The following is a 15,384-nucleotide window of genomic DNA, read 5'->3' on the forward strand; positions in this document are numbered from 1 at the left end:
ATCTTTACTGGGGTGCGCACGCTTGTATTCAATAAAATCATTGGTCATAGATTGCTTGCGATCTTGATCCATCACATCGCCAATAAAAATAATCCCCTTGTCACCCAGTTTTGTGATCACGTTGTTAATCACTTGACGAAGGTAGTTATGACCATGGAAATCTTGGATCACACTATTGATGATAACAATATCAAAGTTATCTTCATCCAGGTTTATCACTTCGTGTGCAGGCATTGCAGCCAATTTGATATTGGTAATACCTTCTTTTTGAATACGCTGGTTATTACGTTCAATAATGACATCTGACAAATCAGTGCCCACATACTGGCAAACTTCTTGCGCAATTCTGTACATTGTAAAGCCAGTTGCACAGCCAATTTCTAAGACTTTACTCGTCTTAGTCAGGTATGGTGCTAGTTTTTGATAAGTGTTATCCACATACTCATCAATTTCTTGTTGCGGGATCAGGCCACCGTCGTAGCTAGAATACCAACCTCCTCCTTCGATATCATTCGTTGCTTTCTCACCGATGTAATGCCAAAGCTGCTGACTCATTAACTCAGACTGTTCAGCTTCTTCAATGCCATACACATCCTCTGAATCTAAACATACAAAAGACTCGAATGTTTTAGCTTGCCACTGTACATTGTTCAGTAATTTTATCTTGCTCGACTCAGATAACACGGTTCTCACCTGTGCACTGTCTAGAATTGTAGTGATACGTTCTTCAGACAGTTCACAGTCAACGGGTACATACGCACCACCAGCTTTTAATATACCTAACATAGCCGTAAAACACGCAATTGAACGATCCATCATAACCGCTACTCGCTCTTCAAATTGCAGCCTACGATCTTTTATCATGTACTCAGCTATTTGCGTTGCTTTGCGCTCAAGTTCAGCGTAGGTAATGGTTTGTTCATTGTATTGTAGCGCCACCTTATCTGGTGTTTTGCGCGCCATATCAGAGACTAATTGACTGACGCTCACACCATCGGAGAACGTGCTCGGAGCACGGTTAAACTCATTTAGTATTTGTAATTTTGCTTGTTCATCACACAGCGAAATATCTTTAAGTACCTGATCTGTATTTAACGCAATACGATTGAGTAAGCTGAAATAAATTTTCGCTAAGTGCGCAATAAATTGACGGCTGTAATGTGCAATATCAAATTCAAATGTCAGCGTAAGCCCTTTTGAACTGCGCTTAGCCTTTAGCACTAAAGCAAACATTTTATCTGGGATGCTATCAGCATTTTGAATATTTTCTAAACATAAACAAGTATCTACAAGCTGTGATAACTCAGTCACATCGGAGCCATTGCTTTGTAAAAATGCGTTGATCTGTTTCGTATTCAACGTTTGATTTTGTATCGCATCTAATTGCATATTTTGCGTTTGAACCAATAGCTCGCGAATATCGTATACAGACGTTAGCTCGTTACGTACCACTAACATGCGCTCAGCAAACGCAGCATCATCTTCTTTATAGCCTAGCGTCCCAACCAGCAATGTTTTTAGGCCACTGTACTTGTTAAGCAATAAAGTCCACCCCGCCATGAGTAACACATGAAGAGATTTGTCAGAGGACTTACTCAGGTTCCACAAAGGCTCAAATTGCTCCAAAGTCATCTCGTAGCTTTCTTTATCCGCCCGTACGTCAGTCGCTTTAAACTGCCCATATTTATCATGCGGCAGTCTGGAAGCTTGTGTCACTTGATTAAATACTGATTTCCAATAAACTTTTTGCTCCATTGCTTGCTGAGAGTTTACGGCGTTTTCAGTACCTGGTGATGTTAAAGACATCCTTCCTCCTAAATTATTGTTATATTTGATCTATTTATTATTTAAAATTCGAACCCAAACTCTTCTGCAGATACACGCTGATTACGTTGCAAGGTATCAAGTTGCTCAATCTTGCACTGTGGGTCTGCAATTGCCTGACTTGTCACTTGCTTGAATAATGTCAAGAATTGCGAAGCAGACTCTTCACTAAACAAATCTTTTGAGTATTCAAGACGCACTTGCAGCTGTTCTCTGTACAAGTACAAGTCAAATGTCAGGTCATACTTTGCTGTTTCAAACTGTGGCTCATAGCCTTCAAATTGAACTCCTGCAATATCAATATTGCGCTGGGTTTCATCCTCGGTTCTCATGGCAAAGCACACGTCGAAAATTGGTTGACGAGACGGGTTTTTGGCAATTTTTAACTGCTCAACTACACGCTCAAATGGCATTTGCTGATTTTCCAGTGCCGTCAGTGTGTTTTCACGAACAGCCGCAACCAACTCAGCAACAGACATACTTGGGATTACTGAGTTTCTAAGTGCTAACATATTGACAAACATACCCATCATGCGTTGTAAGTCAGTATGCTCTCGACCTGCCACTGCAGTACCAACTATGATGTCTTGGTCAAGAGTCAGTTTGTGCAACAGAATGTTCACGCATGACAACATTGTCATAAACAGTGTGCAAGAATGCTGGTGGGCGAATTTTTGGACCTGCGCGGTAAGCTCAGCATCGAAAGTATTTAAAATATGTGCGCCTTGACTACTTTTTACTGCTGGACGCGAAAAGTCTGCTGGCAATTGAATTTGTGGTAAACGGCCACTCAGTTGCTCTAACCAATAAGCACGCTGTTTTTGCATACTTGCTGATGCGAGGCGCTTATTCAACCAATCACTGTAATCTTTATATTGCACTCTCAGTGGTTGTAGTGATTCACCTTCATACAACTTTGCAAATTCATGAACAAACAGATTCATGGTGACACCATCCGAAATAATATGATGCATATCTAGCAACAGTAACCAACGACGCGGTGCCTCATTTACAAACGAAATAGACACAATTTTTGCTCTTAATAATGGCGCTTTTGCCAGCTCAAAAGGCTGAATGAAAGCTTGGATCAAGGACTCTATATCAACCTGTTCAGTCACTTGCTGTTGCTGAACATCAAATGCCACATCGTTTAATATGGTTTGATAGATCTCACCTTGTGCATCGACATTAAATGTGGTTCTAAATACTTCATGACGTTGAACTATTTGGGTAAGTGCATACTGCGCTTTATCTAAATCGAACTGCCCCTCAACTTTGATGACAAAAGGAACGTTATAAGCTAACGAGCCTTTGTCCATTGAGGCCATCATAAACATAGACTTCTGACTCGGTGATACAGGATAAGACGACCTAACTGGCAGTGACCTGATATCTGAATAGCCATGCGTCCCTTGCGCTTCAATCACTGCCACTTGCTTGCTTAGTTCAGCATTTTGGAAGATATCCGCGATTGAAATGACAGTGTTATAAGCTTTTTCAATTTCTGCCACCAATCGAACCGCAAAAATAGAGTCCCCACCAAGAGCGAAAAAGTTACTATGGCTGTCAAAGTGACTCACTGGCAAGTTCAGTAAACTTGCCCATAGTATGGCCAGCTTCTTTTCTGCTGGTGTCAGCATATGCGCGTCATCCCCCTCAATCGACACAGCTAGTTTTACTGCTAATCGCGCAAGCGCTTTGTGGTCCACCTTACCATTTGCCGTTAAAGGTATTTGTGCCACCCAATGAATATGCTGCGGCACCATATAATGTGGTAATTGAGCACTAAGGTGTGCTTTAAGAGCAACACGCAACGCTTCTTGTTGCTCATTACCCGTGGTAACAAAAGCCACTAACCACTTGCGAGCATGTAGTTCGAAGGTTGTCACAACGGCATCATCAACGTCTTCATGAGCTTTACAGTGTGCTTCAACTTCGCCTAATTCAATACGATAACCTTGCACCTTTACTTGGTGGTCAATACGACCTAGAAATTCGATATTTCCATCTGGTAACAAGCGGCCTCTATCACCTGTTCGATAGAGCCTATTGCCCGATTCTGGATGGTGAATAAACGCATGATTGGTTTTTTCGCAATCTTCAAAGTACCCACGAGCTAAGCCAACACCACCAATATACAAATCACCTACAGCCCAAACTGGTGCCGGCTCAAGCGTTTGATCTAAAACATAAAAAGCTTGATTTGCCAGAGCTTTACCATATGGCACAGATTTCCAATGTGGTAACACTTGGTCTATCTCATAGAAAATTGACCAGATGGATGCTTCTGTAGCACCACCGAGGCTAGTGATCTTCACATTCGGCGCGATTGCTTTAATTTTATTTGGCAAATCCAGCGGTATCCAATCACCACTCATAAGCACTTGGCAAATAGGCAACCGCACCGCACTATTTTTTAAGTGCTCAGTAAGCATGACCATCAATGCCGGTACTGTGTTCCAAATAGTAATTTGATGGTTAGTTATGTATCGTAACCAACTTGCAGGATCCCTGATTTCATCCTCTTTTGGTAATACCAACGCACCGCCTTGGCCTAATACACCAAAAATGTCATACACAGATAAATCAAAATTTAAATTCGACAACGCCAACACGCTATCTTGCTCTGTCACTGCAAAGCGCTGATTTATATCAACACAAGTATTATTTGCAGCTGCATGTTCAATCATCACCCCTTTTGGAGCGCCTGTAGAGCCAGATGTGAAAATCACATAAGCCAAATCAGACAATTGTGCACCACACTCTAATTGGTATGCTTGCGCAGGCAGCGTTGATTCAACCAACTGTTCAACAATATGCAGCTGCATTGCTTCGGGCAGCAACTTTACACAATGCGCAGCTGTAACAACCTGCGTTACACGTCCTGACTTGAGCAATAATTCGATGCGACTTTGCGGTAAATTTGCATCAATTGGCAGATATGCTGCCCCACTGCGACAGACACCTATGGCAGCAACAACTTGTTGCCAACATTTATCCATCACTATTGCTACCAGTTCACCTGGCTTCACAGAGTTTTGCTGTAACTGCCATGCTAAAGCTGTGGTGAAATGCCACAGTTGTTCATAGGTCACTATTTTGTCATCTGAGTAAATTGCAACGGCATCACCTCGGCGTTGCATTTGGCGTACAACGGCACTATGTAGATAATCCAACTCAATCTCGCACGCTGTATTATTGACTGATTTAATTAAATCATTCTGCTGCTCAGGTAATGGTAACAATAATGTTGATTCCCACACATCGTGGTTTTCAGTCATTGCAATCAATAAGTTATCTAAAGACTGAGCAATATCGGCTACCATGCCCTTAGGGAACAACTCTTCTACATGGTCCCAAGCACAGTTCAACTCACCTTGTGATTCATTAACTTTGACATCCAGCCATACTTGAGAGGTTTGGGTGATAGCAAAGTCGTCTTTTGAATTTCCGAACGTTTCTTCTGCAATAGCCTGCTGTTGTAAAACCTCAGGTGACACATCGGTTTCGCTTTGCGCTTCTAGTCCAATGGTGCTGGTCACAACCACTGGGAAATTTTGCAATTGACCACAGTGACTAGATAAGGCTTTTTGCATATCGATACCACCAAAGTGCCTATGGTCAAGATCTTGCCATAACTGTTTTTGGATACCTTTTACCTGTGAAGCAAATCCTACACTTGTATCAGATAAGTCCACTTCCAAAAGAGACAACGTGGTAAAATCACCAATGATTTTGTTTACTTCTGGATGCAAAGGCAAACGGTTAAACAGCGTTAAATTAAGGGCGAATTTCTTGCTCTCACACCAGTGAGAAAGCACCCAAGAAAATGCACCTAAAAATAAGCCAGTAGGTGTGATCTGGCGTTCTGCGGCTAACTGCTTTAATGTTTGCCACTGATCTTTAGTGAGTGAATGCGTCACACGAGAGAAATGAGGCTCCGTGATAGACTCAGGTTCCATGCTAGTTGGTAACATAGGTCTGTCTGGGAATGAAGCGACTCTATCCTGCCAGTATTTCTTAGATTTTTTAAATAAAGGACTGTCACGTAATTCTTGGTACGCCATCACGTAGTCACGAAAAGTAAAATTTAACGACGCTAGTTTCAGTTCCGGATTACAGTAAAGTGAAAAGAGTTCATCAAACAAGATAACGGAGCTAGAGCCATCAACAATGAGTGCATCCGAACTAAAATGAATAACCGAGTCTTGCTCATTTAACTGGGTAATACGAACATCAAATAATGGCCATTCACGACCACTGTACACAGTATGTGAGATTTCCTTTCGAACAGCTAGTTGTCCAGCGTTAGCTGCGATTTCGTCGTCATATTGATATACCTTAAATTGATAATAAGGGGTCTGTTTTAATACTCGTTGTATGCCTTCACCATCGACCACCATTCTTAACATGTCATGTCTACGGATCAGTGCATTCCACGCAGTTTCAAGGCGCTGCAAATCAAGATTCTTTGCGAACTTTTCAAAATAGCCATGTGTCCCAACATTGCCCATTTCAAAGTCATCTCGACGACCAATCCAATATGCTCTTTGAATATCGTTCAGTGCAAATGGCTCATAACGGTTGGCTAAGTCAGGTTGCACTTTTGGTAGCTCGTAATGCTGCTCCGACATTGCATCTATGTGATGCGCTAACTTTATAATCCCGACATGCTCGAACAAGGAACTAATGCGTATCGCTTTATTAAAATGTTTGGCTATTTCATTGGACAAGCGCACGGCCAGTAACGAGTGGCCGCCAAGTTCAAAGAAATCATCATCACAGCTGATTATAGCTTTCTCGATCCCCAGCACTTCACTCCATATTGTTAACAACGTATGCTGAGTTTCATTTTTAGGTTCGATAATCACTTTCTCACCATCATCTGATGATTTCGCTCTCAGTGCAGCTTTGTCTACTTTCCCATGGCTATTAAGTGGAATTTCGTCCACCAAATGAATGTGTGAAGGCACCATATAACTTGGCAATGTCTGTGCAAGATATTGGCGTACCTGTGCGGCGCTCACATGAGGCTCAGGAAATTCAACTACACCCACTTGATTGAACTTTTGGTAAAAAGAATTGCTGTTTAGCGCACCTGAATTATGCGCCGAAACGATACTAAGGCTTTGTGTTTGAACATCCTTACGTTCAATCGTCAGATTTAAAATATAATCATGACCAAAACCGCTGTTAACAGGAAGTCGCTCAATCTCTCCAGAGATCACATCCCCCTCATTCACCTCTGTACCAAACAAATCCAACGGAAAGTAGTTTGGTAAAAATGAGCTTTGTTTATCGGCAAATACATCCAAGACAATCTCATCATCAAGGTGAATATTCACCCAAGCGACAAATCCCGTCAGGCGACCAGATTTCGTTACTTGCAAACGCAACGCTTGTGTATTGTTTGCCGAAAATTGCTGGGTAAAGTCGAGCTCTTCAAATATGCCAACATCAGAGACTAAATGCGCTTGTGTAACGTTGTCTGCACACAAGCGTAAATCAAACTCGCTACCACTTAGACGGTAAATATCGTCTTTATATGTGTTGCCGATTTGGTTGAAACCAAAAACACAATGCTCCTCACTCAGATTAACCGCTGCTATTTTCGTAACACACTTTTTAGGCAACATATTTTCTGGATTAGCCAGCCTAGGTCTAACACTATTTAAAATATCACCCGCACCTTCTGAACTCCCTATAGTGCCGATCAGTTCCGAAATACAAAACTCGGGTTGCTCTGGTAATTCAACACTTTGAATATCGCCCAGTAAAACATCCACGCGATCCGTTAAAGCCAGTTCATGCACTTTTGCAAGCGCTTGCTCGTATGCCTCTGGGTTAATCTCTACGGCTATGATTTTTTTCGCACCGGCTTTTAATGCCATCTGCGTCAGTACTAGCTCTGCTCCAGGACCGATCTCAAGTACTACTTTACCTTTGAGGGTTTTATTCATCGCATCCTGAAAGCAGGCATTCCGACGCACGTCTCTTAGCATTGCTGTATAGTGAGCCTGATCAAACAAGAAGTGATCCCCTGATGGCGGATAAAAAGTAACTTTTGCTTGTTTATCGTGTGCTACCACATAGGCTTCAAGATGTTTTTGCGCATTCTTATCAGCTATCAACAGCGCCGAAGATTGCACTCCCTCTAAATCCAATATTTTGTTTTGAATCTCCCCAAGCTCAACCCGATAACCACGAATTTTAACTTGATCATCAACACGCCCAATAAATTGCAACTGCCCATCATCCAAGTATCGAACTAAATCACCTGTCCGGTACACGCGCGCACTCGTTGACTTTGCAAATGGATTAGCAATAAACTTTTGCGCAGTCATTGTGTTGTTATTGTGATAGCCTCTTGCTAGATTATCACCACCGACCCACAATTCTCCTATTGCTCCCTTAGGCGCTAAGTTATTTGAATAATCAACAATATAAAGTTGTGTATTGGCTATCGCGTGACCGATTGAGTCATAATTATCTAGCGTTAACTTTGCAACACTAGACCACACCGTTGTTTCTGTTGGCCCATATTCATTGATGAGTTCAACTTGTTGTGGCTGTTGTGCTGACCAGCGGGTAAACTTTTCCACCAGCGACTTGCTAAACGCCTCTCCTGCAATGACAATCGTATTTAGATAAGGTTGCTGGGTTGTGCCAAGCATGTCTAGTAATACATCAAGCAAAGTTGGCGTAGTTTCTAAAAAAGTAATTTGCTTATCAGACAATTGCTGTATGAGGCTTTCAGCACTGTTAGTCAGCAAATCATCGCCTATGCACAACTGACCACCGTGACATAAAGTATAGAAGATCCCCGCCACTGAGCTGTCAAAAGCAACCGAGTGTAAAAGTAAGAAACGCTCAGGAAAAACAAAAACAGGTGCTCTAGCCAGCGTCGAGTTCAATAGTGATGCATGTTCAACTTCAACGCCTTTTGGTGTTCCTGTCGACCCAGAAGTATAAATAATATACGCTAAATTATGCGCACTAATATTAGCTATTTCTGGACGATTAGTTGGATAAGATTGGATGTAATCTGTACCAAATATGCCCGTTAATGTGATACAGCGCTCAGGAAATAACTCACGGAGCTTGTCTTGCTGCTCGTCGAGCAGAATTTGCGATGCGCATGAGTCTTCAAGAATGTATTGAATACGCTGCGCAGGGTACTTCGGATCGATAGGTACATAGGCTGCGCCTGATTTTAGCACACCAATGATTGCAACGATCATTGCCAACGACCTGTCAAAGCAAACCGCCACTGGCTTCGAAGGTGTGACGCCACATGACACCAGATAGTGTGCCAACTGGTTAGTTGCCTGATCAAGCTCCTGGTACGTAAGCTGCTGTGCACCATAACTGAGTGCAATTGCATCAGGCGTTTGCACCGCACTTTGTTCAATTAGATGTTGTATCTGTGAAACATCTGGTAGCGCCATGAAAGTGTCATTGCGTTCAATAACAAGCTCGTGAGTTTCTTCATCACTTAACATCGGTAGTGAACCTAATTCTGCATCAGGCCGTGTCACCATTTGTGTGACAATGTTTTCTAAGTGGCTATTAAGAGTGTCGATATACGCACGATCAAATAAACTTTCGTCGTATAACCATTGCCATTTGAGTCGACCTTGCTCGATTTCAGCGGTGATATCCAAATCAAACAAGTCCACCATCACATCACTTTCAACACGACTAATCGCAACGTCAGATAAGCTGGCATCACTACTGTCATTAGTATCCATTGTGAACATAATCTGGAACAATGGCGCATGCTGCGGCGTTCTAGGCACTTTTAAGTGCTCAATCACCTCACTAAATGGTACATCTTGATGAGCTTGCGCGTCTAAATTAACTTGGCGAATATGGGTTAGATAATCACTTAGTGCTGTGTAATTTGTATTAGCTCTTAGTACCAAGGTATTAGTGAATGCACCAATCAGTGATTCCAATTCCGCTTGCGGACGATTCGCAACCGCTGTGCCAATTAAGATATCGGTAATGTTTGAGTGGCGAGATAAAACCAGTGACAGTGCTCCATGTAACAACATAAACATGGTCAGCTTTAAATCAGTGGCACCACGTTGTAATTTGCTGGTTAGTGCTTTGTCATAATAATGAGTAACAACTTTATTTAAGCCGAGGTTCGCGCTTGGTCGTACTTTTTGAAGCGGCAGGCTATGTAAAGTAGGAGCATCTTCCAGCTGCTTAGACCAATAGTGCAACTGAGAATCAAAAACGTCGCCGCTTAGTTGCGTTCTTTGCCAAGCAGCATAATCAACATATTGAATAGGTAAAGCAGGTAATTCTTCGAGTTTACCTTCTGAGATTTGCTGATAATAATGAATAAATTCATTCATCCAGATGCGCTGAGACCACCCATCTGAAGCAATGTGGTGCATGGTAAATTGCAGCAGTACACTATCTTTAAGCTCAATACACAGTGCTCTTACTAATAGGTCTTTTGATAGGTCAAATAATGCAAGCTTATCAACTTCAATTAATTCAAGTACTTCGTTTGAACTCGCGTTTAAGTGTAAAAGGCTGACATGCTGTAAAGTAAAGTGAGCGCCACTACAAACTCGCTGTACCAAGGTATCCCCTTGCATCTGATAACGGGTGCGAAGTACTTCGTGGCGTGCAACAATTTTCTGTATTGCACACTCAGCGATATGCAAATCAAACTTACCTGTTATTTCAAGTGTACATGGCATGTTTTCACTGGCACTGCCATGATTAACTTGCTCTAACAACCAGGAGCGTTGTTGAGAGAATGACACGGACAACCAATCCATAGGCTTGCGTTCAATCGGCATGATCCGCTCTGCGCCAGACAACGTTGCTCCAGATTGCTCCAACTGCAATAACAAGCTTAGCAATTCCGCTTTATGCTGTTTCAGTTGCGCCAATATTTCTGGTGTTAACACACCTTCAGGGGCCTTTAGTTTCATCTTTGCATCAACCACGCTTATGGCGATGTTTTTTTCGTATAAACTGGCTAATAAGTTCTCAACAACACTCATTACTTTATATCTCCACTTCCTCGGTTTGCTCGCTTCCTTGAAGCTGAATTTCAGCTGTTTTCTTTAGTTTTTGTAGCTCAATCATTTTTGACATCTCACGACAATGCTTATACGAAAACAGCTGAATTACTGAAAGGTTCACATCGAAATGTTGCTTAATGAGCGCACCTAGTTTCACCAGTAGAAGAGAGTGTCCTCCTAGTTCAAAAAAGTTTGCAACAACACTGATAGATGACGCCTCTAGCTGCAGTAACTTGGCCCATATCTCAATCAGTGCAATTTCTGTGTCACTCTCTGGTGGCACCATCTCTTGTTGCTGCATAGATAATTCAGGCTCTGGTAGCGCTTTGCGGTTAACTTTACCATTAGGGGTTAATGGTAAAGCATCCAGTACAACATATTGACTTGGTTGCATATAGTCAGGAAGTACGTTGCGCATATATGCCTGCAAGTGCTCAATAAAGGTATGTTCCTCGCCTAATTGACCATCGGCTGTACAAACGTAAGCGACTAATCGCGCTTTGTGGCTCTGTGAATCAGCCAATATAACTACCGCACTTTGAATTTGTGGTAGTTGCTGCAAGTGACTTTCAATATCACCAAGTTCAATACGAAAACCCCGTAATTTGACTTGATCATCAACGCGACCAATAAATTGTAATTGGCCATTATGAAGCTGCCTGACGAGATCTCCTGTACAGTAGACTTTGGCATTGCTGTTGGCCGCAAAAGGATGCGCTACAAATCGCTCGTTGGTGAGTGACTGGTTAGCAAAATAACCACGCGCGACTCCTGCTCCACCAATATATAATTCACCTATCGCACCTTTTGGTGCCAGTTGTCCTTCAGACATAACATAAAATTGAGTATTTGCAGCCGGGCCAGCTAAGTGCAATCCCGTTTGAGATACGTCACTAACGCTAGACCAAATAGTCGTTTCTGTTGGCCCATACATGTTCAGTAAACGCCAAGTTTGATTCGACAAGCGCTGTGCAAGATCAGCCGGTAATGCCTCACCGCCAATACATAAAGTAGCTACTTGATGGTTAATAGTTTCATCCAACAACACGTCAGATATGACATAAGCATGGGACGGTGTACACTGAATATGTGTAATACCTTGTGACACGATGACGTCTTTAAGGTCGAATTGCTCCTGTGAGGTTTTCGCCATCTGACTCATAAACTCAGCTTGTTTCGCTCGCAAAGCATTATGTTCTTTGGCCTCTTTTAGGCGTTGTAAATTCTCCAGCACTTCATCGTGGTCGATACCAAAGTCAATCAAGCATGCACATTCATCAACACCAATTTGTGTGATCTTATCCAATTGTTCAGCCACCGATTCTACCGTGCCAAACAGACCACTTTGCGTAAAGAGTCGCTGATAACCCACATCAATAACAGCGTCTAGATCTGAATTAATATCCAAACCAAGCTCTTGTGCTAACGGTTTCATTAGCCCTATTGAATGCTTTAAGTAGTTTTTAAATGGTTGCTCCACCAGATTACTTACTTGCTCATGCGATTCACCAATAAATGTGTGGATCATGAGGGCAACTTTACCCTTTGACGGATCAAAGCCATGTTGTGCTAATGTATCGCGATAAAGACGTATCTTTTGTGCCAACTCATCAAGCGATTGGCCCAATAAATGAGTCAGAATATTAGCGCCAATACTACCCGCATAAACAAATGTTTCGGGGTTACCAGCAGCCGTAATCCAAGTTGGTAGTGATGTTTGGATTGGATGAGGATGTAATGAAACTTCAATATTTTGACCTATACCATTGCGGCGCATCAGACTCTTCCCTTGCCACAAATTATCAAGTTCAACTAGCTTATCGCGCATCACTTGATGCCTTAATGAAAAATCATCTGGGAAAAAAACAAAGTCATTTGGGTGCCAACCAGATGCAATTGATAGCTCAACACGACCTGCTGATAAGTTATCAACCATAGACCAATCTTCTGCCACTCGGATTGGATCATGTAAAGGTAATACAACACTACCTGAGCGAATGCGAATACGTGAAGTTGTCGCTGCGACCGCTGCTGCTGCTACCGATGGGTTAGGAAATTGATCGCCAAATTCATGAAAGTGACGCTCTGGTACCCATACACCAGTAAAGTCATTGTCGTCAGCGAACTTTGCGCCTTTGAGTAATAAGTTATATTTGTTATGCCCAGAAACTGGGTCTGCTGCAAAGTAAAATAGGCTGAAATCTAACGGCTTACTTTCTTCTGTGTGAACAATTCTATCTGGTGCAAGTACCACCGTTTGACCATTGGATAACGTCCACAACAATTCTAGAATTGAAATATCAAAACTGATGCTCGTCATCGCCAACCAAGTCGCCTCTTCTTGATTGCCAATAGATTGATTCATAGCATGAAAAAAGCCCAGTAGGTTTTGATGTTCGATCATGACACCTTTAGGCGCACCAGTTGAACCTGAGGTAAAAATCACATAGCTTAAATCATCAGCAGCAACGTCAACCTCATTAAAGCTGGTATTTGAGCAACGCGATAACTGTTCACTTACTTCATTGCTATCCAAAAGCAGCATATTAGGCAAGCCGGCAGGCTCTAAAAACGAGGCAATTGATTTTACTGTGATGAGTAAGGAGCACTGTGCTTGGTGCAAAGTCGCTTGCAACCGTTTCGCTGGAAAGCTTGGATCAAGGGGTACATACGCAGAGCCCGATTTCAATATTGCCAACATAGCCACGAGCATCTCTGGGCTTCTAGGTAAACAAACGCCAATACGACCTTTATTTACTGCATGGGAGCTTTGAATTAACCGTGCCAGCTGATTTGTACGCTGCTCTAACGTTTCATAACTTACTCTCTGGCCGTTGAAAATCAATGCATCTTTGTGAGGCTGACGTGCGGCTTGCTGAGCTATTAGTGCATGAACTAGTACATCAGATTGATATGACTCTGTTGTTTGATTGTAAGTAGTGATTAATTCATCACGTTCAACTTCACTAATACAGGTTAACTGCTCGATGCTATCATGCTGTGCAGATAATAGATTGTCTAATAACGTCGCATACTGAGATGCTAAAGTCTCTATATAGCTTTTTTCAAACAGTGACTTACTATATAACCATTGAAATTCAATACCATCATCATTGACTTGTGCGCTTAAATCTAAGTCATACTTTGCAACTGGCTGAGCCGCAACCATAGGCGTTAATGAGAGGTTTTCAATAGATAGGGCTACTTGAGAGTTAGTATTCATACTAAACATCAATTGAAACAGTGGTGCAATAGCTGGATCTCTTGGTACTTGGCTCATTTCAACTAGCTGCTCAAAAGGAACATCTTGATTATCTTGCATCCCTAAATTGACCGCTTTGACGTGTTCAAAATAGGAATGAATGCTGTTGTGTTCAGTATTTATTCGCAGTACTAATGTATTTACAAAGTAACCAATAAGGTTAGCCAATTCTGCACGAGTTCGGTTTGCCATTGGCGTACCCAGTACAATGTCGTGACTATGACTGTGCTTGGCAATTAATAATGCAAATACCCCTTGCAACAACATAAATGGGGTAAGCTGATGTTTTATCGCAAAGGCTTGAGCTCGCTCAGCAATTTCTTTATCGAGCTGAAATTTAACAATTGCACCTTGATAATCAGCAGTTGCAGGCCTGACATGATCTGTTGGTAATGCATGTAATACAGGAATATCTTTCAGCTGGATCTGCCAGTAGTCTTTTTGCTTAACAAGCGCTTCGCGCGCATCTGTTGATGACTGCCACGCAGCATAATCAACATACTGAATGCTAAGTGCAGGAAGGTCAGCTTCGGTGTTATTCATTTGCGCTTGATAAAAAGCGATAAACTCTTTCAGTAATAATGAAATAGACCAACCATCCGTCGCAATGTGATGCATATTAAATAGCAACACACCTTCACTCTCTGCCAGCTTCAACCAGCTTGCTCTGAGCATTAAGTCATGCTCTAAATCAAATAGTGTTGCGGCATCTTGAGCAAGAATTTCGCTTAATTGCTGCTGCTGAGAACTGACATCAAAAGCACTTAAATCTACTTGATTTAAAGTAAAACTAAAGTTAGATAAAACATATTGTTTCGGTTCACCTTCAACCGCTCTAAATACAGTTCTTAACGATTGATGACGTTCAATGATCTTAATTAACGCAACCTGAGCTGCCTGCTGATTAAAAGGCCCTTTAATACGTATCGGTGTGGGCAAATTATATTCAGCGCTACCTTGTTGTAACTGATCAATAAACCACAGCCGTTGTTGCGCAAAAGAAGCTGTTATCGAGCCATTATCAGCAGTACTCTTAGGGATCGCACTTACTGGCTGTTGCGTTCGTTCAGAGCCATTTTTTTGCTGCGCTAAAAATTCAATTATTTCAGGTTTTCTTTGCTTTAGCTGGGCAATTATATCTGCCGTTAACTCACCATCTGGACACTGTACCTTTAATGCACCATCTACCAGTGTGATTACAATATTCTTCTTATATAAACTGATTAAAAATGCTGAGACATTCACCGG

Annotated in this window: 2 protein-coding genes and 1 pseudogene; all 3 read right to left on the reverse strand. The window is 42.0% G+C overall.

Going from position 1 to position 15,384, the window contains the following annotated elements; all coding sequences use genetic code 11:
* Window positions 1-3 precede the first annotated feature (3 nt).
* Window positions 4-1,806 (reverse strand): annotated as a pseudogene (locus OCI93_RS21110) (class I SAM-dependent methyltransferase); the annotation flags it as partial.
* Window positions 1,807-1,847: 41 nt separating this feature from the next.
* Window positions 1,848-10,853: a non-ribosomal peptide synthetase gene (locus OCI93_RS11355; protein WP_261626446.1), complete on the reverse strand. Its 9,006-nt coding sequence runs from the start codon at window positions 10,851-10,853 to the stop codon at window positions 1,848-1,850.
* A gap of 4 nt (window positions 10,854-10,857) precedes the next feature.
* Window positions 10,858-15,381, reverse strand: a complete 4,524-nt coding sequence (locus OCI93_RS11360) for a MupA/Atu3671 family FMN-dependent luciferase-like monooxygenase (RefSeq protein WP_261626447.1) — start codon at window positions 15,379-15,381, stop codon at window positions 10,858-10,860.
* Window positions 15,382-15,384: the final 3 nt, after the last annotated feature.

Source organism: Pseudoalteromonas holothuriae (assembly GCF_945859825.1).
GTDB classification, from domain to species: domain Bacteria; phylum Pseudomonadota; class Gammaproteobacteria; order Enterobacterales; family Alteromonadaceae; genus Pseudoalteromonas; species Pseudoalteromonas holothuriae.

What these genes read in the sequence shown, in the direction of transcription:
- OCI93_RS11355 (WP_261626446.1), bottom strand. Translation starts at nt 10,853, where the DNA reads ATGAGTGTTGTTGAGAACTTATTAGCCAGTTTATACGAAAAAAACATC.